Annotated in this window: 29 protein-coding genes and 2 pseudogenes; 14 read left to right on the top strand and 17 right to left on the bottom strand. The window is 33.1% G+C overall.

The window, feature by feature from the left end:
• Positions 1-79 precede the first annotated feature (79 nt).
• Genes KM800_RS03805 through KM800_RS15440 form a run of 3 tightly spaced genes read right to left on the bottom strand, consistent with a single transcriptional unit; the run spans position 80 to position 1,777 of the window.
• Positions 80-913: a hypothetical protein gene (locus KM800_RS03805; protein ID WP_217811878.1), complete on the bottom strand. Its 834-nt coding sequence runs from the start codon at positions 911-913 to the stop codon at positions 80-82.
• Positions 910-1,542 carry an ATP-binding cassette domain-containing protein gene (locus KM800_RS03800; RefSeq protein ID WP_254906454.1) on the bottom strand — a complete coding sequence of 211 codons (633 nt, stop codon included), beginning with the start codon at positions 1,540-1,542 and terminating at the stop codon, positions 910-912. The genes KM800_RS03805 and KM800_RS03800 overlap by 4 nt, the downstream gene beginning before the upstream one ends.
• A 28-nt stretch (positions 1,543-1,570) precedes the next feature.
• A complete protein-coding gene (locus KM800_RS15440) occupies positions 1,571-1,777 on the bottom strand; it encodes an ABC transporter ATP-binding protein (protein ID WP_330655504.1) in 207 nt (68 codons plus the stop codon).
• Positions 1,778-2,014: 237 nt separating this feature from the next.
• On the opposite strand from KM800_RS15440, the gene KM800_RS03795 reads away from it, so the two are divergent.
• Complete coding sequence (locus KM800_RS03795; protein ID WP_217811877.1) at positions 2,015-2,683, top strand: CatA-like O-acetyltransferase; 669 nt, start codon at positions 2,015-2,017, stop codon at positions 2,681-2,683.
• On the opposite strand, the gene KM800_RS03790 is transcribed toward KM800_RS03795, so the two are convergent.
• Positions 2,680-3,321 (bottom strand): lactate utilization protein, encoded by a 642-nt coding sequence (locus KM800_RS03790; protein ID WP_217811876.1) that lies wholly within the window; start codon positions 3,319-3,321, stop codon positions 2,680-2,682. The genes KM800_RS03795 and KM800_RS03790 overlap by 4 nt on opposite strands.
• 154 nt (positions 3,322-3,475) lie before the next feature.
• Between KM800_RS03790 and KM800_RS03785 the strand changes: the two genes are divergently transcribed.
• Complete coding sequence (locus KM800_RS03785; protein WP_217811875.1) at positions 3,476-3,751, top strand: metal-sensing transcriptional repressor; 276 nt, start codon at positions 3,476-3,478, stop codon at positions 3,749-3,751.
• 20 nt (positions 3,752-3,771) lie between these two features.
• Complete coding sequence (locus KM800_RS03780) at positions 3,772-4,647, top strand: DMT family transporter (RefSeq protein WP_217811874.1); 876 nt, start codon at positions 3,772-3,774, stop codon at positions 4,645-4,647.
• An 11-nt stretch (positions 4,648-4,658) separates the two neighbouring features.
• Here the strand turns inward: KM800_RS03780 and KM800_RS03775 are convergent, their stop codons facing one another.
• Positions 4,659-5,477 (bottom strand): nitroreductase family protein, encoded by an 819-nt coding sequence (locus KM800_RS03775; protein WP_217811873.1) that lies wholly within the window; start codon positions 5,475-5,477, stop codon positions 4,659-4,661.
• Between the two features lie 31 nt (positions 5,478-5,508).
• Positions 5,509-5,850: a winged helix-turn-helix transcriptional regulator gene (locus tag KM800_RS03770; protein WP_217811872.1), complete on the bottom strand. Its 342-nt coding sequence runs from the start codon at positions 5,848-5,850 to the stop codon at positions 5,509-5,511.
• 145 nt (positions 5,851-5,995) lie between these two features.
• On the opposite strand from KM800_RS03770, the gene KM800_RS03765 reads away from it, so the two are divergent.
• Positions 5,996-6,802, top strand: a complete 807-nt coding sequence (locus KM800_RS03765; protein ID WP_217811871.1) for a nitroreductase family protein — start codon at positions 5,996-5,998, stop codon at positions 6,800-6,802.
• A gap of 78 nt (positions 6,803-6,880) precedes the next feature.
• Here KM800_RS03765 and KM800_RS03760 read toward each other — a convergent pair whose 3' ends face one another.
• The 7 genes and pseudogenes from KM800_RS03760 to prdC form a co-directional block, all read right to left on the bottom strand.
• Positions 6,881-8,095, bottom strand: a complete 1,215-nt coding sequence (locus KM800_RS03760) for an aspartate aminotransferase family protein (RefSeq protein WP_217811870.1) — start codon at positions 8,093-8,095, stop codon at positions 6,881-6,883.
• Positions 8,096-8,124: 29 nt separating this feature from the next.
• Positions 8,125-9,256, bottom strand: a pseudogene (locus tag KM800_RS03755) (iron-containing alcohol dehydrogenase).
• Between the two features lie 58 nt (positions 9,257-9,314).
• The gene (locus KM800_RS03750; RefSeq protein WP_217811869.1) at positions 9,315-10,373 is read right to left on the bottom strand and encodes a proline racemase family protein; all 1,059 of its coding nucleotides are present in this window, start codon (positions 10,371-10,373) and stop codon (positions 9,315-9,317) included.
• A 16-nt stretch (positions 10,374-10,389) separates the two neighbouring features.
• Positions 10,390-11,115, bottom strand: coding sequence for a D-proline reductase (dithiol) protein PrdB (gene prdB / locus KM800_RS03745; protein WP_217811868.1), 726 nt, complete (start codon positions 11,113-11,115; stop codon positions 10,390-10,392).
• Between the two features lie 41 nt (positions 11,116-11,156).
• The gene (locus KM800_RS03740) at positions 11,157-11,342 is read right to left on the bottom strand and encodes a CBO2463/CBO2479 domain-containing protein (RefSeq protein ID WP_217811867.1); all 186 of its coding nucleotides are present in this window, start codon (positions 11,340-11,342) and stop codon (positions 11,157-11,159) included.
• Positions 11,335-13,074 carry a D-proline reductase (dithiol) proprotein PrdA gene (gene prdA / locus KM800_RS03735; protein WP_217811866.1) on the bottom strand — a complete coding sequence of 580 codons (1,740 nt, stop codon included), beginning with the start codon at positions 13,072-13,074 and terminating at the stop codon, positions 11,335-11,337. The genes KM800_RS03740 and prdA overlap by 8 nt, the downstream gene beginning before the upstream one ends.
• A gap of 71 nt (positions 13,075-13,145) precedes the next feature.
• Positions 13,146-14,459: a proline reductase-associated electron transfer protein PrdC gene (gene prdC / locus KM800_RS03730; protein WP_217811865.1), complete on the bottom strand. Its 1,314-nt coding sequence runs from the start codon at positions 14,457-14,459 to the stop codon at positions 13,146-13,148.
• Between the two features lie 171 nt (positions 14,460-14,630).
• On the opposite strand from prdC, the gene KM800_RS03725 reads away from it, so the two are divergent.
• From KM800_RS03725 to KM800_RS03700, 6 genes are all read left to right on the top strand, one after another.
• Positions 14,631-15,515 carry a LysR family transcriptional regulator gene (locus KM800_RS03725; RefSeq protein ID WP_217811864.1) on the top strand — a complete coding sequence of 295 codons (885 nt, stop codon included), beginning with the start codon at positions 14,631-14,633 and terminating at the stop codon, positions 15,513-15,515.
• A gap of 241 nt (positions 15,516-15,756) precedes the next feature.
• Positions 15,757-16,599, top strand: a complete 843-nt coding sequence (locus KM800_RS03720) for a substrate-binding periplasmic protein (RefSeq protein WP_217811863.1) — start codon at positions 15,757-15,759, stop codon at positions 16,597-16,599.
• A gap of 89 nt (positions 16,600-16,688) precedes the next feature.
• On the top strand, positions 16,689-17,336 hold the full coding sequence (locus tag KM800_RS03715) for an amino acid ABC transporter permease (protein WP_217811862.1): 648 nt from the start codon (positions 16,689-16,691) through the stop codon (positions 17,334-17,336).
• Positions 17,333-18,067, top strand: coding sequence for an amino acid ABC transporter ATP-binding protein (locus KM800_RS03710; protein WP_217811861.1), 735 nt, complete (start codon positions 17,333-17,335; stop codon positions 18,065-18,067). The genes KM800_RS03715 and KM800_RS03710 overlap by 4 nt, the downstream gene beginning before the upstream one ends.
• A gap of 5 nt (positions 18,068-18,072) precedes the next feature.
• Entirely contained in the window at positions 18,073-18,675 is a 603-nt protein-coding gene (locus KM800_RS03705; protein ID WP_217811860.1) for an AAA family ATPase, read from the top strand.
• 268 nt (positions 18,676-18,943) lie between these two features.
• Positions 18,944-19,087, top strand: coding sequence for a hypothetical protein (locus KM800_RS03700; protein ID WP_196479830.1), 144 nt, complete (start codon positions 18,944-18,946; stop codon positions 19,085-19,087).
• On the opposite strand, the gene KM800_RS03695 is transcribed toward KM800_RS03700, so the two are convergent.
• From KM800_RS03695 to KM800_RS15430, 3 genes and pseudogenes are all read right to left on the bottom strand, one after another.
• Positions 19,068-19,739, bottom strand: coding sequence for a TrkA C-terminal domain-containing protein (locus KM800_RS03695; protein WP_217811859.1), 672 nt, complete (start codon positions 19,737-19,739; stop codon positions 19,068-19,070). The two genes, KM800_RS03700 and KM800_RS03695, sit on opposite strands and share 20 nt — an antisense overlap.
• 121 nt (positions 19,740-19,860) lie before the next feature.
• Complete coding sequence (locus KM800_RS15435) at positions 19,861-20,394, bottom strand: DUF2156 domain-containing protein (protein ID WP_254906453.1); 534 nt, start codon at positions 20,392-20,394, stop codon at positions 19,861-19,863.
• Positions 20,395-20,495: 101 nt separating this feature from the next.
• A pseudogene (locus KM800_RS15430) lies at positions 20,496-21,491 on the bottom strand (alpha/beta fold hydrolase); the annotation flags it as partial.
• A 285-nt stretch (positions 21,492-21,776) separates the two neighbouring features.
• On the opposite strand from KM800_RS15430, the gene KM800_RS03685 reads away from it, so the two are divergent.
• Together KM800_RS03685 and KM800_RS03680 are read left to right on the top strand one after the other, a co-directional pair.
• Positions 21,777-22,766, top strand: a complete 990-nt coding sequence (locus KM800_RS03685; protein WP_217811858.1) for a hypothetical protein — start codon at positions 21,777-21,779, stop codon at positions 22,764-22,766.
• Positions 22,763-23,509 (top strand): protein-glutamine gamma-glutamyltransferase, encoded by a 747-nt coding sequence (locus KM800_RS03680; RefSeq protein WP_217811857.1) that lies wholly within the window; start codon positions 22,763-22,765, stop codon positions 23,507-23,509. Before KM800_RS03685 ends, KM800_RS03680 begins: the two co-directional genes overlap by 4 nt.
• A 58-nt stretch (positions 23,510-23,567) precedes the next feature.
• Here KM800_RS03680 and malQ read toward each other — a convergent pair whose 3' ends face one another.
• Positions 23,568-25,043, bottom strand: a complete 1,476-nt coding sequence (gene malQ, locus KM800_RS03675; RefSeq protein WP_217811896.1) for a 4-alpha-glucanotransferase — start codon at positions 25,041-25,043, stop codon at positions 23,568-23,570.
• 154 nt (positions 25,044-25,197) lie between these two features.
• Between malQ and KM800_RS03670 the strand changes: the two genes are divergently transcribed.
• Positions 25,198-25,356 (top strand): hypothetical protein, encoded by a 159-nt coding sequence (locus tag KM800_RS03670; protein WP_217811856.1) that lies wholly within the window; start codon positions 25,198-25,200, stop codon positions 25,354-25,356.
• Between the two features lie 5 nt (positions 25,357-25,361).
• Positions 25,362-25,496: a hypothetical protein gene (locus tag KM800_RS15425; RefSeq protein WP_017751654.1), complete on the top strand. Its 135-nt coding sequence runs from the start codon at positions 25,362-25,364 to the stop codon at positions 25,494-25,496.
• Positions 25,497-25,498: the final 2 nt, after the last annotated feature.

Genomic DNA, 25,498 nt, shown 5'->3' with positions numbered 1-25,498 from the left:
AAAAAGTATAAACGCAATTAAAGTTTTCTAGCTAAAAAAAGTTCGTTTAAATTCAATTTTTAAAAATGACTTAATCATTTTACCCTCCTGATTTTTTACTTAAATTCATTCTGTTGATTCTCATAAACCCTATAATAAAGACAATTATTATGATAATTAAATAGAATACTATTGAATAATGGATTGTATAAGATTCAATACTTTTATTGCTATATGATCCATAATTATAAAAATAAAAGGGATAATGCTTTGATAATACCAGCTGTGATACTGGAGACCATTTTAAAATCGACTCATCATTAAAAAAAGCTTCCCGTCCCTGAATCATAAGCATAACTACAGCTATTATTGAATAAATTCCACTATTGAACAATAGAGAAATTGTCAATACAATCATTCCTATAGCAATCAATCTAATTACATATATGCTATATTGAATTAAAAATATCGAACCAGTATTCAATCCAAGTTCAGTTGAAAATTTCAACGTAGGATAATAAGATATTCCATGAAGCGGTAGTCTGAATAGCATAGCTGTAAACATAAGTATACCTATGTTTACAAAGAAAAATATATTTGCAGTAACAACAATTAAAATAAATTTTGACATAAAATATGTAGTTCTATTTTCAATTCTTGACACAATAAAGCTTAAATATCCCCCATCATAATCCCTTGTAACTATGTCACATACAAGATAACTGTACAATAGAGGCACTGCACATATACAGTAAAGTGGATAGGATAGTGCGGAAAAAATATAATCCTTGAAAATCAGAGTTTTATATTTAGGGAGAAAATCAACAATTACCAAATATTTTAGTCCAACATCCAAAATAAATATTATAAAAATACCAGCAAGCCATTTCTTCCAACTATAAGATAAATATTGCCTTATTGAAAGGTAAATCACTGTTTATTCTCCTCTACACGTATAAGATCTATATTATTTTCATCTAAAAATTGAACTGCCTCATCTGAAGTAATCCAATCCTTTTTACATGCAACTGCAGGATGTCCCTCTATGCGATTGATTACACTGGCATTCGGTAATATCTTCAGCAGATTTTCTAAATTGTTTAAATCTCTAAGGATTATTTTCCATTCTACATCTTTATGCTCTTTTACAACATTTAGTTGTCCACTTTCAATTCTATATACCCTGTCGCATAAGGTATCAATGTCTTCCTTTTTATGTGACACTATAATAAATCCTGTTCCATTCTTTTTCATATTATTTACAATTTGTGAAAATATCTTTACTCCTTCGTCATCAAGTGCATTTGTAGGTTCATCAAATAAAACCATTTTGGGACTTTCCATTATGGCCTGGGCAATCCCCAGTCTTTGTTTCATACCAAGGGAATATTTTGAAACATGCTTCTTGTTTAATGGCTCCAAACCCACAAGTTCAATAGTTTTTTTAATATCTTCATCATTGATTTTATTTCGAATAGATGCCAGCATTTTTAAATTTTGAAATCCTGTAAATCCCGGCAGGAAATTAGGATTTTCAATTAAAGCACTGACATTTGTAGGCAAGTTCCCTAAAAAACCTGGTGTTAATTTTCTACCCTCTCATAGAAACTTCACCCTTTGAAGGATACATTAATCCTATAATAATTCTCAAAAGAGTTGTCTTTCCTGATCCATTTTTACCGGTAATACCTATAACTTCTCCTGAATTAACTTTGAGATCAATATCTTTCAATATATATTTATCTCCTAATTTTTTTGAAAGATCTTTAATTAGTAAAATCGACTTGTCTCTTGTCACTTATAAAGTCCTCCTCTATCAATAAAAGTAGTAGCATTAATCTTTAAATTATTTGATTTTTATACATAAGTTTCAAATAAATACATGTCTGTGTATTATAACATATCCAAATTAATATTTATTTACATTAATGTTACATTATTCTTCCACAGCAAATTTTCTTAATCATGATGTCAACTAATCAGGAAATGATATAATATAATTATAGATTTATACTTTATATGGATGGTGGATTATATGGATTTTAAAAAAATAGATATGAATACATGGCCAAGAAGAGAACATTTCAACTATTATATAAACAATATAAAATGTAAGTACAATTTAACTTCCAATATAGAAATAACCAATCTTTTATTTGAAATCAAGAAGAGAAATTTAAGATTTTATCCAAGTTTCATTTATGTGGTTTCAAAAGCAATCAATCACAATATGGAATTTCGCATGAGTTATGACAATGAAGGCAAACTTGGCTACTGGAAGTATACAAATCCAGTGTACACCCTGTTTCATGAGGATGACAAGACATTTTCAGATATATGGACATATTATAATGAAGATTTTTCAATATTTTACGCTGATTGTGTAAAGGATTTAGAAACTTATAAAGATGTAAAGGGGATTAAGGCAAAGCCAAACCAGCCTGAAAACTTCTTTCCTGTTTCAGCTTTGCCATGGCTCAGTTTTACTGGATGCAGCAATATTTCTCTAAATGAATCCAAAATGCTGTTTCCCGTTATTACTTTTGGAAAGTATTTTAAACAGGACAAAAAAGTATTTATACCATTTTCAATAATGGTCAATCATGCAGCTGCAGATGGATATCACACAAGCAAACTAATCAATGATATACAGGACTACTGTAAAAATGTTTATGAATGGATACAGTATACAACAAATATCTAGTATCCTAAAATATCTCCCATAATCAATACTTTAATTCTTCCTTTAATAAACTGTCTTTTAATTATTACAAAATCATTGCAAATTCTATTTTTGCTTTTGCAATCAACACAGTATCCTAATTTTGTACAGGGTGTATCCTTATTTAATATTTTTGCATCAATAGGAGCCGCATATCCCCTTGTTCTTCTTTCGGCTTCTTCTATATTTTTAACAATTTTGTTTATTCCAACTACAAGTATAACTTGTTTTGGGCCATATATCATCGGTGCAACTCTACTGCCATTTCCATCTATATTATATAATTCCCCACTCTCTGTAAGTGCATTTGTACTGCAAATAAAAGTATGTGCAGAAAAATTCTTTATGTATATTTCCCTCTTTTCATCAGTAGTTATTTTATCTCTATATTTATCCATGAAATTAAATTTGCCTTTTCTTAAAAAATCCAGCACACCGGTTTCAATGAGAGTAATTGAATCTCCTACCCCAACAGTTGATCCTTCAGGTATAAACTCTTTTAATTTTTTAAGCAGTTCATCCTTGCTGTCAATATAATAACCTTCCATATTATTATCATTTAGAGATTTTATAGTCTTCTCAATTCGTTTTTTTATATACCATTTAACATTCTCATCCATATTTATTTCACTCCCATATTTATAAATTGAGTACACTATTAAATTATAACAATACATATTGTCTATAGAAAGATATTGAATTAATATGTAATTGAAGTTATAATATATAATATCCCCCATGGGGGGATATTATATATTTAAAGAAGGTGCTTACATGAACAATAATCATAACCATAAAAATACAAATGCGGTTATCAATAGATTATCAAGAGCAATTGGGCATATGGAATCTGTAAAAAAGATGATGGAATCAGGAAAGGACTGCAGTGAAGTATTAGTTCAAATTGCTGCCGTAAAAGGTGCCATTAATAATATCGGTAAAATAATTTTACAGGATCATATTAATAATTGTGTAGTTGATGCAATAGAGAACAATGATAAAAAAGTTTTAGAAGATTTAAATAGTGCAATTGATAAATTTATAAAATAATAATTATTGGAGTACTAAAAATGAATTTAAAAAATCATAAGCCTGTTCTGTTCGCCATATTGTCAGCATTGTTATACGCCGTCAGTCTGCCAGTATCAAAAATATTATTAAGTGAAATTCAACCAGCTCTAATGTCAGCATTACTCTATACCGGTGCAGGTTTGGGTATGTCTATAATTGGCTATATTCAACATAAAAATGGTAAAAATAAAATAGAAGCAAAATTGTCAAAAAAGGACTTGCCTTTTGTCTCAGCGATGATTATCCTAGATATTGCTGCCCCTATATTTTTGATGATTGGCTTAACATCAGCCAGCCCTGCCAATGCTTCATTACTAAGTAATTTTGAAATTGTAGCTACCTCTCTAATAGCCCTGTTAATTTTTAAAGAACATATCAGCAAAAGATTGTGGCTTGCAATAATATTAATTACTGTTTCAAGCATTATTCTTTCAATAAAAGACAGCAGTAGTTTTTCCTTTTCAATTGGTTCATTGTTTATCTTGTCAGGATGTATATGTTGGGGATTTGAAAATAACTGTACACGAATGCTTTCATTAAAAGATCCTCTTGAAGTTGTTATTATTAAAGGATTTGGCTCTGGCGCGGTTTCTTTCATAATTGCATACATTTTAAATCAATGGACTGACAATATTATATATATTGTTTTTGCTCTTATACTTGGATTTTTATCTTATGGATTGAGCATATTTTTCTACGTTTATGCTCAGAGAAAACTTGGAGCTGCAAAAACTAGTGCCTATTACGCACTATCACCTTTCATAGGTGTGGGATTTTCATTTTTCATCTTCAAGGAAAAGTTGAATTCTTATTTCATTGCCGCCCTGTTAATAATGATTATAGGAACTTATCTAGTATCTAATGATACTAAATAAGTTCAAAAATTTTATTTCCATGTTACATCTGCCTTTTTTCTTGGTACCGTTCTTACATATTTAACATCAGGATACCCAATTACCATACAGGTTACAATTTCTTTTCTTCTTTTAACCTGAAGGAACTCCTTGATATCCTTGTTGTCTTTGGCCGCCCTTACAAAAAATCCACTAAATAGTACTCCAAGTCCCATTGCATTTGCCATAAGTTCCATGTTTGAGGAAGCCAGTGCTGCATTTACTTCTGATGGAGCTGTAACAACTATAACCATTGGGGCATTAAAAAATATTCTGTCATTTTTAGGATTTTCTTTATAATCTTCACACATTTGAAGCCACATCTTTGCATATCTTTTAAATAGTTTGGCTTCAAGAGTTCTACTATTTAACACCTCATCAGTTATATCTCTCATGCTCTTATAAGTCAAATCTTTCAATTGACTTATATTTTCCTTTACAACTGTATAGGAAACATCCTGGGCATTACTGCCGGTTTCAGTGAATCGTCCTGATTCTATAAGCTTATCTATCTTCTCCTGCTCAACTTTCTTGTCTTTAAACTGCCTTATAGTTCTTCTGAATTTTATAAAATTCAACAGATTATCTGGATCCACAGAAAATTTTTCCCTGTCATATTCTTTAACATCTTCCATACTGTATTCATCCGTGGAAACTGCCTTCTTTGGACAGACTGCTATACAATGTCCACATTTAAAACAATATTTATTGTTAATTTCGGCTTTGTTATTTTTCAACTCTATACAACCTGGAAAACATTCCTTAACACACTGTCCACATCCAATACATTTTTCAACATCTACCTGTAACATAAATTCCTCTCCTTTTGTAATTTCCTATCAACTATTTTTTAATACACTCTACTGCACCAGCATATTTGACTCCCCAACTGCACAAAACTGATAAAATGGGCAATAAATCTTTTCCATAACTGGTTAGAGAATATTCTACCTTGGGTGGAACCTGATTGTAAACCACTCTGTTTATCAGTCCATCTTTTTCCAAAGATCTTAACTGCTGTGTAAGCATCTTCTGTGTAATATGAGGCATGGATCTTTTGAGCTCATTAAACCTCATGGTTTTTTCAGCCAAATGCCATATAATCAATGATTTCCACTTTCCACCTATAATGTCCAAAGTCAGTTCCATGGAACAATTGTATTCTATTCCCTTGAATTTTATCATTCTTCACTCCCCCAACTCAATAATTATAAGTATACATACAGTTACTAAATTACTAATAAGTGCGTACTTGTAGGAACTCACACTGCAGTATATATTATATACCATAAACAGATTTTTGAATAATTTAAATTTAGGAGTGATTACATTGGAATTAATTAAAGTAGATAAGAACTTATGTACCAGATGCAAACTTTGCATAGAGGTCTGTCCATCAAGTGTAATAGACATAAATAAAGATGGACCATATGCACTTAATCCAGATTCATGCATTGCATGCGGTCAATGCACAGCTGTATGTCCCAATAAAGCAATTGACAATATGAAATCACCATTATCCAAACAGATTCCCATAAAAAATTTTCCTGTTATAACATCTCAAACTGCTGAAAAATTTCTAAGATCACGCAGATCCATACGCTGTTATAAGGAAACTCCTGTGCCTAAAGAAACTCTATTGAAATTAGTCGATATTGCACGTTTTGCACCTACTGCCAGTAATACTCAAGGATTATCATACATTATAGTATATGATAAAAAGATACTGGAGAAGGCAACTAAAATAATAGTTCAGTGGATGGAAAGTCAACTTGAAAATCCATATCATTATAGTTTTCCACATCATGTTAAGAACTACAGGGAAAATGGCAATGACACCATACTCAGAAATGCCCCACATCTTATACTGGCAATTGCTCCTCATGACTTCAAAAATGGGAGAGAAAATACAATTTCTTCACTTTCATATGTAGAACTGTTCGCTACTGCACTTGGACTTGGTTCATGCTGGGCCGGGCTGTTTGAAATGTGTGTATTTGCTAATTATAGTCCTCTACTGAATCTGTTTAACATACCTGAAGGTAAAGTTATAACCGGAGCCATTATGGTTGGCTATCCTAAATACAAATACAAAAGACTGGTAGATCGTAATCCGATTTCCATATATACTATATAATGATATAAAATAATACCAAAATAGGACTATATATCATTACTCCCATTTTGGTATTAAAATTCAATAGCTTTTCAAAACTTATTTATATGCTTCTTCCGCTGCTGCTTTCAAGATTTCATATGCCTTGTCGCAGTCTTCCTTGGTTGCAATAAGCGGTGGAAGCACACGAATTACTGAAGTCCCAATTAATGTAACAAGAAGTTTTCTATCGAAACAACCATGTTTTATATCCTTGCCTAGTGGTGAATCAAATTCGATTCCTATCATAAGACCTTTACCACGTACATCTTTTACATGAGGAATTGTCTTTAATTTTTCCATGAAATAATTGCCTACTTCTTCTGCATTACCAGCTAGATTATTGTCCAGAAGTTCATTGATTTGAGCAAGTGAACCAGCACAACATAAAGGGTTTCCTCCGAAAGTAGTACCGTGCGACCCCATAGTGAAAGCTTTTGATACCTCTTCAGTTGCACAAATTGCTCCAATAGGCATTCCTCCACCCATAGCTTTCGCCATGGAAACAATATCAGGCTTTATACCATAATCCATATATGCCATAACCTTTCCGGTTCTGCACCATCCTGTTTGTACTTCATCTATTAAAAGCAGCATACCTTTGTCATCACAAAGTTTTCTAATTCCTTTCATGAACTCCTGGGTAGCCGGGACAACTCCTCCTTCACCTTGAATTGGTTCAAGCATAATAGCAATTGTATTTTCAGTCACTAAAGATTTGAAAGACTCCAGATCATTAAAATCAGCATAGGAAAATCCCGGAAGCATAGGTTTAAGACCAATTTGACATGCATTGTCAGGTTGTCCTGTAGCAGTCAATGAACCGTAAGTTCTTCCATGAAAGCCCTGTTTGGCTGTTACAATATTGTATTTGTTTGGTCCATATTTTTCTACACCATATTTTCTAGCCATTTTGATCATAGCTTCATTTGCTTCAGTACCTGTATTTTGATAGAATATTTTGTCCATTCCAATAGTTTCACATATTTTCTGGGCTAAAAGTGCCTGTGGAATAGTATAAGGATAGTTAAATGTATGCATTACATCATCAATTTGTTCTTTTACGGCAGCAATAACCTTGTCGTTGCAGTTTCCTGCACTGTTTACAGCAATACCACCATAAAAATCCAAGTATCCTTCTCCCTTGTCATCATAAAGATACATACCCTTTGCACGTTCACATACAAAATCATAACGTTCATATGTTTCAATCATATATTTTTTAACTAAGGATTTTACATCTTGTGCAGTTAGTCCTTTATCTTTTAACTTCATATTTAAAATCTCCTTTATTTACATAAATTTTATATACAATCATGGTAAATCTCTTTAATCTCTTCACAATTAAACTGCTTTGGATTATTCTTTAAAGATGCCATTGAAACCTTCATGCAGTTTTCAGCCATCCAGTCTACATCCTCGTGGGTAATTCCCATTTCCCCAAGACTTATATTCAAATTTAAGTCTTCAAGCAATTTTTCAAGAACTTTCGAACAGTCATTTTCATCTTTTCCACCTAATATTTTGGAAATATTGGCAAACTTTTCAGGAGAGGACTTAAAAGATCTTTCAATTATAGTAGGCATTAATGCTGCCAGACCTTTACCGTGTACTACATTCTTTAATCCGCTAACAGGATGTTCCAATCCATGAGAAGCTGCCACCCCTGAAATTCCAATAACCAATACCACCTAGTGTAGCAGCAAGTGTCACCTTTTCCCAGGCTTCCAGGTCTTTTGGGTCGTTATAAACCTTTATTAGATTTTCTGACAGGAGATTTATTCCATAAAGAGCCTGAATTTCAGTAATAGGCTGACTTGCCTTTGAAATATATGCCTCTATATTGTGAGTTAGAGCATCAAATCCTACTGAAGCAATAATTGACTTTGGCATTGTCATCATAAGCTCAGGGTCAATTATTGATGCCTTTGCATAAATAGCATTGGTTCTTAGAGATTTCTTATCCCCATTTTTAGGATTGGTTAAAACTGAAAAATTGTTTCCCTCACTGCCAGTACCTGCTGTTGTGGGAACTAGAATAATCGGCAGTGCAGTTTCACCATAAATTCTTCCAAAAATATAGTCTGAGATATCTCCTTTGTTTTTTACCATAAATGCTATAGATTTACTTGCATCCATTATACTTCCGCCGCCAATTCCAATTACAACATCGCATCCATTCTGGACTGCTAGAGCTGCCCCCTCCTCTACTGTAGTAGTTAAAGGATTCTGGGCTACCTTGTCAAAAACCACACATTCAATTCCGCATTTTTCAAGAAGATTCAATGCCTTATCAAGCAGTCCTGTTTTTTTTGTGCTGTTTCTTCCTGTAACAATAAAAGCTTTTTTTCCATACTTTGCTGTTTCTTCACCTAACACCTCTATCTTTCCAGCTCCAAAAATAAGGTTTACCGGCGAATGATAATTAAACTTCATATTATTAGTGTCCTTTCTCTTCTTTAGTAAAATAAATTCTAAGTTATTATCATGGTTTTTAAATAAAACTGGATTTTTCCCTTTTGTAGTTTTTTCCCATAATAAATCCATATTCATGAGGATCATAGTCATTCAATATAAGCCTATTAAGACCTGTAATATATGCACTTCCTGTAATCTGTGGAATAATTGCATTTCTTCCATCAATTTTAATTTCCTTTGTTGCAATTCCCCTGAATATGGAACCTGTAATACTTTCATAGGAAAATTCTTCTCCAATACCTATTTTGCCTTTTTCATATAGATAGGCCAGTTTTGCACTAGTACCTGTACCACAAGGTGAACGATCCACTTGTGAATCACCAAAGACAACAACATTTTTCAAATCCGCTTTTGGATCATCTGATTTTCCATAAAACTCGACCAAATCCACAGATTTTATATCTAAATATGGATGTATGATTTCTATTGATTCATTGATCTTTTTTATAAGTTTCATAGCTATATCTTTTAATACGGATAAATTATCCTGTTCAATTGCAATGCCGATCTTTTCAGTATCAACAAGTGCAAAAAAACTTCCTCCAAATGAAATATCAAATTGAACTCTGCCATAGCCATCAACTTCCAGTTCCATGTCTTCTTTGTATAAAAAGGCTGGAACATTTAAAATGCTCACTTCTACTGCCCTTCCATGTTCAACTTTTACTTTGGTTCTAATTATACCTGCTGGTGCTTCCAGCACTACATTTGTATAAGGTTCTTTGACTTCAACCAATCCTGTTTCTACTGCTACGGTGGCTGTTCCAATACTTCCATGTCCACACATATTCAAATAACCGCCGCTGTCCATGAATATTACACCTAAATCAGCTTCTTCACTGATGGGTTCTGTAATAACAGTTCCGAACATATCTCTGTGACCTCTTGGTTCAAGCATAAGAGCTGTCCTGTAGTGGTCATAATTTTCCTTTAGAAATTTTTTACGGTCCATCATAGTTTTACCCTGTAGTTCTGGAAAACCCTGCAATATGATTCTTGTAGGTTCTCCCATAGTATGTGAGTCCACTGCAAGAAATGTTTTTTCAGCTTTTCGTAATTTTGGTGAATACTTCATGACTGCCTCCTATAAATCAAACATTGTGTCTATATTCATATGGCAATAGCTTCAACTGTCCAAAGTGATCAAATTCTGCTACACACTGAAGTGAATCCTTTAAAATACCCATCTGCATCTCTATATTATTTGGTTCACCTGCATTTGAACCAATAGGTACATGAGCTGCTGCAATACGTGGAGCTCCCTGCTGCTGTGCAATTGGAGGCAATGCTGCAATTACTATACAAGACATTCCAGCTTCTTCACAAGCTCTTGTAACTATAGTTGCTGAACGATGGCATGTACCGCATCCGCCGGTGCAGAGTACAATGTCCACTCCCTGTGCTTTAAGCTTTGAAGCAATTTCAGGTCCAGTTTCATTTTTAAATTTATCAACATTTCCACCGCCTCCCATGAAACCATACATTTCATCTGCAAGACTTCCTATAAATCCCTCTTCAACAAGTTCTCGAAGCCTGTCTAGTGGAAACATTGCATTTACATCTTTATTGATATCTGAATTATCGAATCCACCATGTGTAACCATTAACTGTGAAGTTGGAGTATCTGATGGAATTGGACGATAAGTATAATCACCTGCTGTATTAAAAGGAACCTGATCTTTTTTATGAATACCTCCAGCTGTTATAAATGCTACTTTACATTCACTTAAAGGTTTTTTCAGCTGGCTCCAAACTGGTTTTGGTGTAATTGGAACAAATATCTCCGATTTTAATCCTGATGCTGTTGTTAGTTTCATTTTATTTTCCTCCTCGATATAATTATTTATTTTTTTCTACATTAAATAGTCTCCATATAACTGAAGTAAAACTGTACCATCTGACCAGCTTCAAGCTTTTTGTCTGTAAATACCCATCTAAGTGGTACACAGATAACACCAAGCCTTCCCTGTACATCTACTTTTACTGCAGTATCATTTACTTCAACAATTTTTCCCTTGGTCAATATTGGATTTAACTCAATCATTTCCAAGTACCTCGTCAGCAATTTTTTGATTTTTTTCTATTACTTCAGGATTCCACTTTCTTTCAGCTGGTTCAATAGGAATTCCGGCCATTTTTGTCTTCAACATAAGGATAGCTCTATCTGCATCTTCTTTTGTAATAGAACTGCAGCCTGCAATTTCATTTTCAAATCCATCTTTATCTTTATTTATCTCAATCATTGCATCCATGTATTTATTTCCTACAACAAGTTGTCCCTGATAAGCACAAAATGATACACCTACAACTGGAATTTCCCTCATGCCAATTTGTTCAATATGGGATGTGAAATCAATATGATTGTTTCCAAAGCCTTCAGTAGTAACTATTGCACCTTCTACTTCCAATGTTTCTACAAGTGCTCCCAAACGTTCTGAAACATAAGTCTTTTCATCATTGACCTGAGGACTTCCTACAAATATTACACCAATCAAATCCACTTCTTCATCTTCTGCCAATCCTTCAACTAATGGTTCACGGAAATAATGTCTTGTCATCTCTTTAGTTGCCGGTCCAATACATGTTAAAGCGTGAATTGCACCATCACGTACTTGATTTGGTGTCATCATAACCGGTACATTACCAAGATCTACATTTTTCTGTCCGCCGTGTATGCCTGCAGGTTCTGTTGGACAAAGAACATTATCGTGCATTGCACCCTGTCCCATAATTTCTTTAATCAAGACAACTCTTGGTCTTCCATATTTTTTTACATCCTTGCATATTTTCTCTTCTTCTACTGGTTCGGACGTCTTCTTTATTGCATTTCTAACTTCCTGAATAATTACATCCTCTGCGGAATGTGCTGCAAAAGGTCCTCTTCTTTCCATTCCAGTACCCTTCTGAATAACTACATGTACACGAATAATTATGTCATTCTCATCTGCACAACCAGGTCTTCCAAACTTCATCTTTTCATCCAGATATCCTTCCGAGGAGCCAAATTCATGAACCTGTACACCATCTTCATCAACACCTGTGAGCATAAATACAACTCCCTCCAGGGTATGTGAAATTCCTTCTCCAAGCTTTCCCTTAACTTTTGTAGATATTGGACATACATCCATGATAGTTTCTGTATAAATATGTCTGTTATCCGGTGTAATAACATCCATCTTTAAATCTTTTACTAGAGGATCTGCTTTAATTGCCTTGTCTATAATATTTTTATCTATAGTCAATACACCATCTTCAAATGATGTTTTCAAACCAATTTTTACTTCACTAACTTTATAATACTTTTTTACCAAGGTCCTTATAACTTTATCTTCTACTTTATTTCGTTGTGTTATATTTTCCGCTTCTACAGATTGATTTATAAACATGCCTGCTGGTATATCCAACTTAAGGCCTTCCAATTTTGATATTTCAATGTGCATCATTTTATTATTTTCTGTTTGATTCAACTCAACTTTTTCCTTTTCAGTTCTTTTTTCAGATTGTTCTGAAACCTCTGATATTGAATTGACACCATCCAGCATATCTTCTGTAATTGGTGTAAGTGCATCAGCATCTAATATTAATGCTCTTCCCAATACCTGCTCAATTGTAAGACCATCGTCGCTTAATGTCATAAGACCTGCTTCCACCATATCATCGAATAATGTAGGATCTTCAAGGTCATGTTCACTGATTACAAGTCCCTTCTTTCTCTGACAGCAGAAAATTGCTGGATCTTTCAAATGTTTTTTTATTGTTTCCTTTGTAATTGACATATTTGTTTCCTCCCATTTCTTAATATTCTATATTTTCTTAATATTTATTGTCCAATTTTAACTTGCCATGTTCAAGAAATCTTCAGTTTTCGTATTAATTTGTGATTGACTGCTCTCATTGCACCATCAGTACAATGATATACTGGTAGTTTAAGCTTTGGAGCACAGGACATTACAGTATTGGTACAATCACTACAATTACTTATTAATAGTGCTTTGGCTCCCGCCTTTTTAAGAGCCATTACTTTTTGAACCTGTCCCGGACATATTCCAGGATTTTCACACTTGTATCCGTTTTTTACTTTTCGTGCCTGTTTGCAATATTCTATTCCTGCAACCTGTGATCCCATATCTTCTGACATCTGTATCAATCTCTTTTCATCTGCCCCACAAGCACATACTAGAAGTCCTATTTTATCAGGTCCCTTTAAGAAAGTTTCTGTAACAATTATTCCGCCAGTAGTTTTTACAATTGGCAGCTCCATAGATGTTCTTTTACCTGTAAATGGTCCCCCCATAATGATTTCGCCATAATCCATATAGCATCCACCTGCTTCTTCTATAAGAGAGCCAACTTTTGTACCAATTGGGACATCTTCAAAGACCTGTATCAAATCACCTTTTAATTTTCCTGCCACTGTAACATCCTTATCAATAAATGGTTTCCTTTCATCCACAGCCTCATAAATTTTATAAACTGTCTCTACATTTATTACAACAGAATTGGCTGCAGAAGGAAGCTTGTCAATATCCAGAAGCATTCCTTTAGATTGTCTTATAATTGCTCTTTCCTCTCCCATAGGATACATGTCAGGCAGCAAACAAATCTGAATTTTATCACTATCAATATGTTTTTTAAGTGTTTCTATGGCTTTTTTATTTTTTTCTTTTATTCCAATTACAGCCTTTTGTGCATGAACTATATCCATAACAATCTGGATACCTCGAATAACTTTTTCTGCCTTCTTCTCTATCATAAAAATATTATGGCTGAGAATAGGCTCACATTCTGCTGCATTTACTATTACTGTTCCATCTTTCTCAAGTGGTTTTGAAAGCTTGATATAAGTTGGAAATCCGGCACCACCCAGGCCAACAATACCAGCTTCTTCCACAAGTTCCAGCGGAGTATTTCCCTGAAGCCTTACATATCCTTCAGTACTGGTTTCTTCCTGTTGTTCAACTTGAATATATAAATCAGTTACACAGGTAACTTTACCATTCACACTGGAATGAATGTTTATGCCCATTGCCCCTGGTGCTTTTCTGGCTATAAGCTGTCCTCGTTTCACCAGGTCACCTTGTTTAACCAGAGGATCTGAAGGTGCTCCAATATGCTGCTTCATCAAAAACCTGTAACTTTGCATGCTATGTCTCCTTTCCATTGCCAGACTGTTTGCTGAACATGATTTTAATTGCTAATTTGTTTTTTTTATCTGTTTACACTATAATAATTCATATTATGCAAATAGTAAAATTACAATTTTAATAGTTAGACATTATTTTTTTTCATGTCTGATAAATCTAATTGGTATATGGAAAGGAGCAAGTATAAAATGGATTTAAAAAAGTATGAACTTCTCGCTGATATAGCAGAAACTGGTAACTTCACGACAAGTGGCGACAAACTCGGATATACACAATCTGGAGTAAGTCACATAATAAAGGGACTGGAAAGGGAAATGGGATTTCCACTGTTTGTAAGAACAAGACGTGGAGTATTGCTTACAGACAACGGCAAGAGAATTGTGCCACTTATAAGACAACTGCTATTGGAAAATTCCCGTCTGGAACAGACAATCAATGAGTTGAATGGATTGAATACTGGTTCTATTACTATTGGAACATATGCAAGTATTTCTATAAACTGGCTTCCAAAAATTATATACGAATTTCAAAATAATTTCCCGTATATTGATATACACATGAAGGAAGGTGGTATTGATGAAATAGAATCATGGATTGAAGACAGCACCGTAGATTTTGGTTTGTGCAGTCACAGACCTTCTCAAAAATTTGACTGGATACCACTCCATGATGATCCATTGATGGCAATACTACCAAAGGATTTTCCAATTCCTGAAAGTGGAACTTATGAAACTTCAAATTTTCAAAATCAGCCTTTTATCATCTCTGAAGTTGGAATTGATTATGATGTACGTCTTGCATTGACAAAAGAGGATGTAAACCCATATATACGTTTTTCATCAACAGATGATCATGCTATTATTTCAATGGTTGCAAATCACCTTGGCATAAGCATACTTCCAAGCTTGATTATTCAGGAGTGGTCAAATCAAGTTACTACTCTACCCCTTGAACCTTATCAGCATCGAAATCTTGGTATTGGAATAAAAGCACTAAATCATATTTCCCCTGCTTCAAAAAAATTTATTCAATACACGGAGGATGTAGTTGAAAATATAATTTTAAAATCATAATGAAATCCGCATAACAACAACATTACAGCATTACTTGGTTATTATTAATTTAAAGCTTTCACTGATCTATTACTAAATAATCAAACAATTGAATGTATTATTGACAAAGTTTCAAACAAATGATACTGTGTATAAAAAGATTAGCTAATATTCGCTGTAAAATTAAACATCTATTAAAAATGTTTGATTTTGTAATTTAGAGAATTTTAAAAAAATTATAAAATTTAAAGGGGGAATACTCATGAAAAAATTATTAACAACATTGCTTATAGTAGTTCTATTAGGATCACTAGCAGGCTGTGGCAGCAGCAATGCAAACAACAAAGAGACTTCTACAAAGGCTTATACCGGAGAACTTCAAGGAGCTCTAAAAGATTATTCTTTTAAAATTGGAACTTCAGGTACTTATGCTCCTTTTAGCTACTACGACAAAGATGGAAAAACTTTAACAGGTTTTGACATGGACTTTCTCAAAGAACTTCAAAAATTACTTGGTTTTAAAATTGATGGCGGCGTTCAGGCCATGGACTACAGCCCATTGACTACTTCATTGTCACAGGGAAAACTGGATATTGGTATAGCCGCTATTTGTGCAACAGATACTAGAAAAAAAGTAATGAATTTTTCTGATACCTACTATGGAGCGGGTCTTACAGTAATTGTGAACAAAAATTCCAGTCCAAAAGAGATAACAGGAATTGACAGCCTTATAAAAGGCAACTATAAAATTGCAGTTCAAAAAGGAGATGCCAGCAATCTATATCTAGTTAATGCCGGTGTATCTTCAGATCGACTTCAAGTACATGATGCCAGCACAACAGCTCTTGAAGCACTTGAGTCTGGCAAGGCAGATGCCATGGTTTACGATGCACCTGGTAGTGCCTATTATATATCCAATAAAAAAGATTCAAAACTGAAAATGGTAGGCAAACAATTTGCAGAAGATCAATCACCATATGCAATTGCAGTTTCTTTTGATGCATCCAAAAAGAATCCTGAATTGGTAAGTATATTCAATGCAGCAATAAAAAAATTAAAAGATAATGGAACAATAGAAAAACTAAATCAAAAATGGTGTAAATAAAATATATTATTCATACTGTAAACTTCTTCTGGTAAGTGAAACATGATTGCCAGAAGAAAACTTTTATACTTAAAGGAAGGATTGATATTATGGATTTGAGCTTTTTAAATGTACTCATGCCAATGCTTTTAAAGGGATTGAAAGTAACACTTGAAATTTCTCTGTTTGGAATTCTATTTGGGTTTTTGCTTGGATGTTTTTCTGGTTTTGTACTTGGCTGCAAAAATAAAGTAGCCAAGTTTATCATCAATATATATTTATGGGTTATTCGAGGAACTCCTATAATTGTTCAAGCTTTATATGTATACTTTGTTGTGCCTAAAATTATTGGACACGATCTAAAGAGCAACCTTGCTGGTATTATAGTAATTTCTCTGAATTCAGGTGCGTTTATTGCAGAAATAGTACGTGGTTCTCTTGAAGGAATAGATCCTGGTCAAAAAGAAGCAGGATTGTCTCTAGGTCTTACACCCCTTCAAACTCTATGGCACGTAATTGTACCACCTGCTTTCCGATCCATGCTTCCAGCTTTATTTAATCAATTCATTATTACAGTTAAAGACACAGCAATACTTTCTGTAATAGTAGTAAATGAAATAACAAAACAAATTCAAAACTACGCTGCAGTAACTTTTAATACAATACAAGCTTATACTGCAGGTGCAGTATTCTATCTGGTAATAATTTCAGTACTCATAATTATACAAAAACAGGTTGAAAGAAGGGTTAGGGCATGAAAAATTTAATAGAAATAAAAAATTTATCTAAAAATTTTGGTGATTTGGAAGTACTTAAAGATATTAACCTGGAAGTTGCTGAAGGTGAAGTTATATGTATTATCGGTCCTTCAGGATCAGGTAAAAGTACATTTCTGCGCTGCATCAACCAATTAGAAGTTCAATCTGGCGGCACTATATATTATAACGGAAAAAATATATGTGATAAAAAGAATGATCTTCGAAAATACCGTGAGGAAGTTGGAATGGTATTTCAAAGATTTAATTTATTTCCAATGAAAAGTGTACTTAAAAATATCACACTTGCACCAGTTTTAACAAAGAGAAAATCAAAACAACACTCTGAAAAAAAGGCACTTGAACTACTTGAAAAAGTTGGATTGGTAGATAAAGCCAATGTAATGCCCTCTACTCTTTCAGGTGGTCAACAACAGCGTGTTGCAATAGCAAGGGCATTGGCAATGGAGCCTAAAGCCCTGCTCTTTGATGAACCTACATCAGCCCTTGATCCGGAACTGGTTGGAGATGTTCTTGAAGTTATGCGTGAACTGGCTGATGAGGGTATGACTATGATAGTTGTAACTCATGAGATGGAATTTGCAAGAGATGTTTCTGACAGAGTTATATTCATGAGTGATGGATATATTGTAGAAGAAGGCAAGCCACAGGAAATTTTTACAAATCCAAAGAATCAAAGAACAAAAAGTTTTCTTTCAAGAATAGTGGGGTGATCTATATGAAAAAATATTGTGTAACTATTAACAGACAATTTGGGAGTTTAGGGAGACCTATAGCTAGAGAAGTATCTGAAATACTTGGAGTAGAGTATTATGACAGAGATATTGTAGAACAAACATCAAAAAAATTAAATCTTCCTATATCAACTATCAGCAACCAGGAGGAAACAGGTTTCAAATCAAACTTTTTCAATATGCTTTTTCCGCTAGGAGATTCATCTAAAGATAAACAAAATAAAATATTCAAGGCAGAAAGTCAAATTATACTAAATCTGTCAGATAAGGAGTCCTGTATTATAGTAGGAAGATGTGCTGACTTCCTTTTGAAAGATCACAAAAATTGCCTGAATATATTTATATATGCTCCAAAAGAAGCTCGTTTTGAAAACTGTGTGAAAACATTAAAGATGCATCCTGAAGAAGCACGTAAAATGATTATGGAAGTAGACAGGGCAAGGGATACTTATTATAAAAATTATGCTGGATATTCCATGGAAAATATTAAAAACAAGCATATTATGATTGACAGCAGTTTATTTGGTGTCCAGGGAACAGCACACATATTATCTGAAATAATAAAAAAGAGATTTCAAATATCCTAAAATATTTTATAAAATATACTAAAAAGATATTGATTAATTATATTTATATGATATAATAATAATTAAGCAATAACAATTATTATTTGATGTAAAAGACCATATTTCCCCAAAACAATATATTCCCCTAACTTTATATTTTAATTTGAAAGCAGCCGAAAAGCTGCTTTCCTTTTTTGATAACAACAATTTGTAACCATCTTTATCATATGGAAAATAACATATATTGTAACAAAATTTATTATATAACAAATATAAAGTTGAAGATAAAATGCCTGATAATACTGTAATATCCTATGCAAATTTTTCAACTATAAATGTAAATGAACCACCAGTTTCAATCAAAACTGCCAGCCCTTCTGTTAAATTAGATATTGATTATAGATTTTATAAAATTATTGATTTATTGGGTTAACTTGTATTTTATCAGAAACACCAACTCTGTCCCCATAGATAAATCTTTTGATTTTACTGTAACTTTCCTCTGGTCCTATAGCTATAAATACATCATTTTCCTCAAATACAGCATAAGGCCCCGGAGAAAGTATTAGCTCCCCATTTCTTCTTATACCTATTATAGTGGCATTTGTACTCTGCCAGAATCTGCTCTCGGATACCGTTTTGCCTATAATAGGAAGCCCCTTGTATATCTCAAATTCAAGTGGAATAAATGGATTGCTCTTAATAAATCTATTTGAATAATCTATAACCTCGTTGATCTTGCCTTCAATTTTCTTTTCCAATATATGTCTTTGATTTTGCAAGTCCAAAATCTCTTTTTTCATGGAATTTATAGAACTTATATTTTTAAACTTATTTATGAATTTCAAACAGTTATCTACAGATTTAATGATAATTCCACTACCCTTTATGGATTGCACTATATCCATATCATTTAAAAGAATAATAGCCCTTCTGATAGTCTCCGGTGAAACATTATAATGGCTGGATAGAGATGATCTTCCGTGAAGTTTGTCTCCTATGGAAAAATCTCCACTTATTATTCTATTTGCTATATCTATCGCTATTTTCTGATATACAGGTTCCTTAACATATCCTGATGACATTTTAAATTTTACCTCAAGATATACATTATCTCAAAGTAATCCTCCCCTCAAAATTTCTAAATCATAAATAGTATAAAGTATTCTTACATACATGTAAATAAGAATATAAAAATTATTTTTATTATAATTTTTTACGCCCTATAAGACTCAAAATCCCCTGTGGACTTATGGCTCTTACAATTGCATATCCAATTTTCGGAGTAAATATTCTGGAATGATATACTATATATCTTGATTCCCACTGCGTAGGTGCATATTTCTTCTTGGAATGATAAAGGCTTTTAAAACTGTATATTCCATTTAATTTTTCATAAATGAATTTAAGTATTTTTTCTATAATAGATGCTCTTCCATTGCTTCCTACATTAACAAGAGGTGCAAGTCCCATACTTCCCCATTTCACTCCTTCTGATTTTATCTTCATAAAGGCTTCATAAATTATCATCTCTATTACTCCCTGAGGTGCTCCAGGTATCCTTCTCGTTACATCTGCAAGGTATCCACTGCCTCCTTCAAAAGGTATGAATACAACAAATCCAAGCATTTTTCCACTTTTATCCCTGGCAAAGAAATACCTTCTATCACAAGGAGTTTCAAGTTCCGCTCCTCCAAGTATAAAAGAGAGCAAGCCTCCATGTTTTCCCTTCTTCCACATTGTGTGATTCCATCTATTTCACTTTCTACATTCTCATCTCTACACTTCAACGGTTTATATTCTTCTACATATATTCCAAGCTTATTTGCATGATTTATGGCAGCTCTTACTTTTGCTATTTTCCCACCTTTCAAATTCCAATTCGAAAGTTCAAACATTGCATCTTCTCCACATTTTACATATTCAAATCCCATACTCTCATATATCTTCAAGAATTTTTCCGACACATCTATTAATGCAAGGCTGTATCTATTCTGTTCACAAAATGATATAAATTCCAGAAGAAATGATTTTACATTACTTGTCTGACATATTACATCTCCACAACATACCACTACATGGGCTACAACGGTAAAAGCGACAACCCCTTCTACCTTGTGTCCAAAATAATATTGCTTGTCATTGTCCACTGCCAGATAGGATATAGTATTTTGTCCATATTTCATTACATAATTTCTTATCCTATCTTTCTTTGATTGCTCCACAACATTACTATTCTTAATAAGATTTTCTCGTTCTATAAAAGTTTTTATAATATTAAAAGTACGCTTTGAAACTATAATATTTATGTGATTTGTAGCTCTCACAACGTACATATGTGCATTTTTCAAATGTCTGCTCATTTCTATCTGATGTTTTCTGTAAATAAAATCATGTTTTGCAGCCAGTATGAGTATGTCCGTATTGATTTTTTCAAGCTCTTTTTCCGTTATTCCATAGTTGCTCAGCAATAAATTTATCTTCCATAAGGTAAATCTCGTATTTGGAAAAATCTTCTTGATTATCTCCATAATCAATTTTATAAACACTGCTGGTATTCTAATCAACCATTTTAAACCATGTGCATTATAGTTGCCTGAAATAAGCACCATCTTTCTTGCCAAATCAGGATATCTAGATGCAATTCTCAATGCCACATTGGCACCATCACTGTAACCTATAACAATAATATTGTTCAAAAATTTATTTCTGCAAAATTCAACCATGTCCTCTGCAAACAACTCAATTGAATAGGCTTTTTTACCACTTTCACTCCCACCATGTCCTCTGCTGTCTACAGCTACAACATGATAAAATTGAGAAAGGTAATTGAACATTTTCTTCATCATTATACTGTTCATACTGTTTCCATGAATTAGTAATACAGTATCACCAGTACCTTTTTCATAGTATACAAGTTTAATGTCACCTATACTGCAATACTTTCTCAAATTTCTACCAAGCATTATTGTACGCCTTCTTTTCTTGAATTTTTAATATTTCAGAAAGCCTGTCTCCTATATTTAATTATATAATTAAAAACTTGTTAATTCATAGTATAAATTATATTTATAAAAATAAATATGTATGGATAGAGATATTAAAGGAGCTATTAAATATCCATGGATAATTCAAATTTCAACTGTTCAAACTTTTTGGATAACTTAAGAAGCGACAAAGGAATAGATGATTTAAAAATTTTTTTTACTGAACTTTGCAATAAAGATGTACAAACTGCTTTAAAATTTATAAATGATGAAAAACTGAATTTTTCAACTCTATTTATACTAAGAGATGAAATCGAAAAATACAGCCTGGTAGATAAACTTACTATAAAAAATAAAACTGCATTACTTATTATAAAAGAAATTCTATCAGATAATAAACACAATCTGGAACAGGAACACCTTTCTTTTGACTATATTCAAATAATTCATTCTACACTAAACTGGATACTGAAATCCGGTTATAAAAGCGATGGTTTAAATGATGAATATGATCGTATCCTGGACATTACATGCGGAATACTTACAAAACTATACAAGGACAAGACACTTCTTCCAATTATGGCGGACTTGATCTTTGAAAGATATAAGAAAGGTACACTGCTTCATGATCTTGTATGGGCATTTTTTCAAGCAGCAGATCCACAAAACCTGCTTATAATAGGAGAAAAATTACTGTCCGCAGCTGCAGAAGATGTTAAAATAGCCTGCAGGCTATTGAATTTTATACCTTCAGTAAACAGTAGTATAAGCAAAGAAAGAAAATATACAAACTTTTTAAACTGGATGAAGGAAAACAGTCCTTTTCTCAAGTATACAGGAGAAAGTTTTCAGCAAACTACAAATCCTACACCTTATAAAATAGTTCTTGAGGGAAAATATCTATGTAAGAGGATATGCTGTGATACAGGAACGGCTCTTCGATCTCCATCTGAAAAAGAGAACAGCCTGATCAATGATTTCAAAAGATTGGATCATGATACAAAAGTTCTTCTTTCAAACTTCTCATTGAGAATACATCATAAAAATATATACCTCTGGAACATATGGCGCAGCTATTCTTTAAATGAGCAGATAAAGATTGCCAGAATAGGAGGTGTACAATGATTACTATTGCCGGTGATAGAATTGATATAAATAAATTATCCCATAATTATAAAAATAATAGTATCGAAAAATATATATTGGACATACTTTCTTCAAGTAGTCATATCTACAATTATAATTCTGAGAGAGAACTTAAATTTGAGCTGAATTTAAGAAAAAACATTGTAAATGCTTCTATATCACTATATAGAAGTAATTTTGGATTTAGTATATTTCGTAAATCAAGATGCAATACAGATTACTGGGAGAGAACAAGACAGGGCGGTTTCCTTCTAAAAGAAGGTGCAAAACCTTCATCTGCCATAGATGACATATTTACAAATGGAGATGAGTACGCTACAGAATGTGCTACAGCTATGGTTATCGTATATTATAAAGCGTGCCTTGATTCTTTGGGATCAAAAATCTTCAACAACACCTTTCCTAAAATATATTTGATGAACTGGCACAATGTAGATAAAAACCTTGGACTTACTACTGTTGACAATGCAGCTGACAACATACCTGGTGACTGCAGATATTTTCAGAATCCAGATGTCAATCCACTAACTCCTGAGTGGCAGGGAGAAAATGTAATCTACCTCGGTGACGATATGTATTATGGGCATGGAGTAGGAATAAAAAATGGTGATGAAATAATAAATACTTTAAATAAAACAAGAATTGCAGGTTCATCTCGTTCTGCCCATCTCCTGCCCTCTGCCACAAGACCGGATTTTGAGAAACTTTCGCGACTTAAATAAATTATTGGGGGACAGTTAACAACTTTTTCATGAAAAAGTTGTTAACTGTCCCCTTGATTTACCTTCTGTACAATTTTACAATATCACTGATTTTATGTTCAAGTTCTCCTGTAAGGCAATTCTTTTTAATTCTCCAACACCAATTTTCGCCTATAGTAGCCGGAGTATTCATCCTGCCCTCATTTCCAAGTCCAATATAGTCCTGCATTTGGACAATGGCAATTTTTGCAACGGATGCCATAACCCCTCTTATAAATCCCCAGTTATACCCTTCTTCATCACTTAATCTCAAATATTTTTTTGCAAAATCAGCATCATCTTTTTTTACATTTTGAAGCCATCCCATAATAGGTTCATTGTCGTGAGTGCCTATATAGACTACACAATTTTTTATGTGATTATGAGGCAGGTAATCACTGTCCCCATCAAAATTAAAAGCAAACTCCAAAACCTTCATACCAGGATATCCGGATTCAGCTCTAAATTTTTTTACCTCTTCTGTTAAATATCCTAGATCTTCAGCTATTATATCTACATTTCCAAGCTCATTTTTTAATTTATGGAAAAATTTCATTCCCGGACCCTGAACCCATTTTCCATGTACAGCAGTATCATTCCCATATGGTATCTCCCAATATGATTCAAAACCCCTGAAGTGGTCTATCCTAACTACATCATAAAGTTCTACATTTTTTCTCATCCTGTCTATCCACCACTTATATCCTGTACTTTCTATATAATTCCAATTATATACGGGATTTCCCCACAACTGTCCGGTACTTGAAAATGCATCTGGAGGGCACCCTGAAACCAAAAGTGGATTTTTGTTATCGTCAAGCATAAAAACCTTACTATTTGCCCAGGTGTCTGCACTGTCCTCTGCAGCATATATTGGTATATCCCCAATAATTTTTATTCCCCTTTCATTTGCATAATTCTTTAGGTTTGTCCATTGTTTTAAAAATACATATTGAATAAATATCCAGTAATTTATTTCATTATTTAATTTAACTCTATAATATTCAACAGCGGATTTTTCCCTGAATTTAATACTTCTATCCCATTCTTTCCAGGGCCTTAGATTAAATTCTGATTTCAATGCCATGTACATTGCATAATCTTCCAGCCATATTTTATTCTTTTCTTTGAATACCTTTATATCTTCATTATATTTATCCCTTGTATTTTCATAAGCCATTCTTAAAACTTTCATCTTGTTTATAAAAATTTTTCCATAATCTATCTTTTCAGAATAACTTCCAAAGTCCATATTCTCATATGAAGATTTTTTCAGAATACCTTCTTTATTTAAGAAATCCAAATCTATAAAATATGGATTTCCTGCAAAAGATGAAAAGGACTGATAAGGTGAATCTCCTATTCCTGTAGGTCCCATTGGAAGCACCTGCCAGTATTTCTGTGAAGACGACACCAAAAAATCTACGAAGTCATAGGCTTCTTTTCCAAAAGTTCCAATCCCATAAGGCGACGGCAAAGACGTAATATGCATTAATATACCACTCTTTCTTTCCATCATTAACATGTCCCCTTTTTTATTTAATATAATAAATATATTTAAACAAATGTAAATTATTTCTATATATATTATACATTTTATTCAAGCATAAAAGAATATCTACATGGTTAATATAATTTTGTAGTAAAAAATTAAAAATGGAGGTTATATTATGGCTAAAGCTGGTATGAGAAGACCGGATCCAAGTGATCCACACGGTACTGAGAGTAATAAAAAGACAAAATTTCCAAAAAATAATGGTTCACCTGTTGGAGAAATTCAGGGCAAGGCAAAAACAGGCAATAAAAAAGCTGATCCAATAAAGGAGTGATTCATATGGCAAAAGACAGCCAAATAGACAAGAAAGAAGTTAGGGAGCAAAAGGCAAAAGGTCAGACACCACTAACCCGGGAAGGACAAAACTTTAATCGTAACGCAAAGAAACATTCTATAAAAAATAATCACTTTTAATA

The sequence above is a fragment of the Clostridium tyrobutyricum genome (genome assembly GCF_019144085.1).
Classification (GTDB): Bacteria; Bacillota; Clostridia; order Clostridiales; family Clostridiaceae; genus Clostridium_B; species Clostridium_B tyrobutyricum_A.
The sequence above is the reverse complement of the archived record's forward strand: the minus strand, read 5'-3'. Positions and strand labels throughout refer to the sequence as shown.

Bases quoted from the DNA above. Each gene is read 5' to 3' on its own strand.
- KM800_RS03795 (WP_217811877.1), top strand. From the start codon at position 2,015: ATGGATTTTAAAAAAATAGATATGAATACATGGCCAAGAAGAGAACAT.
- KM800_RS03790 (WP_217811876.1), bottom strand. From the start codon at position 3,321: ATGGATGAGAATGTTAAATGGTATATAAAAAAACGAATTGAGAAGACT.
- KM800_RS03785 (WP_217811875.1), top strand. From the start codon at position 3,476: ATGAACAATAATCATAACCATAAAAATACAAATGCGGTTATCAATAGA.
- KM800_RS03780 (WP_217811874.1), top strand. From the start codon at position 3,772: ATGAATTTAAAAAATCATAAGCCTGTTCTGTTCGCCATATTGTCAGCA.
- KM800_RS03775 (WP_217811873.1), bottom strand. From the start codon at position 5,477: ATGTTACAGGTAGATGTTGAAAAATGTATTGGATGTGGACAGTGTGTT.
- KM800_RS03770 (WP_217811872.1), bottom strand. From the start codon at position 5,850: ATGATAAAATTCAAGGGAATAGAATACAATTGTTCCATGGAACTGACT.
- KM800_RS03760 (WP_217811870.1), bottom strand. From the start codon at position 8,095: ATGAAGTTAAAAGATAAAGGACTAACTGCACAAGATGTAAAATCCTTA.
- KM800_RS03750 (WP_217811869.1), bottom strand. From the start codon at position 10,373: ATGAAGTATTCACCAAAATTACGAAAAGCTGAAAAAACATTTCTTGCA.
- prdB (WP_217811868.1), bottom strand. From the start codon at position 11,115: ATGAAACTAACAACAGCATCAGGATTAAAATCGGAGATATTTGTTCCA.
- KM800_RS03740 (WP_217811867.1), bottom strand. From the start codon at position 11,342: ATGATTGAGTTAAATCCAATATTGACCAAGGGAAAAATTGTTGAAGTA.
- prdA (WP_217811866.1), bottom strand. From the start codon at position 13,074: ATGTCAATTACAAAGGAAACAATAAAAAAACATTTGAAAGATCCAGCA.
- prdC (WP_217811865.1), bottom strand. From the start codon at position 14,459: ATGGAAAGGAGACATAGCATGCAAAGTTACAGGTTTTTGATGAAGCAG.
- KM800_RS03725 (WP_217811864.1), top strand. From the start codon at position 14,631: ATGGATTTAAAAAAGTATGAACTTCTCGCTGATATAGCAGAAACTGGT.
- KM800_RS03720 (WP_217811863.1), top strand. From the start codon at position 15,757: ATGAAAAAATTATTAACAACATTGCTTATAGTAGTTCTATTAGGATCA.
- KM800_RS03715 (WP_217811862.1), top strand. From the start codon at position 16,689: ATGGATTTGAGCTTTTTAAATGTACTCATGCCAATGCTTTTAAAGGGA.
- KM800_RS03710 (WP_217811861.1), top strand. From the start codon at position 17,333: ATGAAAAATTTAATAGAAATAAAAAATTTATCTAAAAATTTTGGTGAT.
- KM800_RS03705 (WP_217811860.1), top strand. From the start codon at position 18,073: ATGAAAAAATATTGTGTAACTATTAACAGACAATTTGGGAGTTTAGGG.
- KM800_RS03700 (WP_196479830.1), top strand. From the start codon at position 18,944: ATGCCTGATAATACTGTAATATCCTATGCAAATTTTTCAACTATAAAT.
- KM800_RS03695 (WP_217811859.1), bottom strand. From the start codon at position 19,739: ATGTCATCAGGATATGTTAAGGAACCTGTATATCAGAAAATAGCGATA.
- KM800_RS15435 (WP_254906453.1), bottom strand. From the start codon at position 20,394: ATGTGGAAGAAGGGAAAACATGGAGGCTTGCTCTCTTTTATACTTGGA.
- KM800_RS03685 (WP_217811858.1), top strand. From the start codon at position 21,777: ATGGATAATTCAAATTTCAACTGTTCAAACTTTTTGGATAACTTAAGA.
- KM800_RS03680 (WP_217811857.1), top strand. From the start codon at position 22,763: ATGATTACTATTGCCGGTGATAGAATTGATATAAATAAATTATCCCAT.
- malQ (WP_217811896.1), bottom strand. From the start codon at position 25,043: ATGGAAAGAAAGAGTGGTATATTAATGCATATTACGTCTTTGCCGTCG.
- KM800_RS03670 (WP_217811856.1), top strand. From the start codon at position 25,198: ATGGCTAAAGCTGGTATGAGAAGACCGGATCCAAGTGATCCACACGGT.
- KM800_RS15425 (WP_017751654.1), top strand. From the start codon at position 25,362: ATGGCAAAAGACAGCCAAATAGACAAGAAAGAAGTTAGGGAGCAAAAG.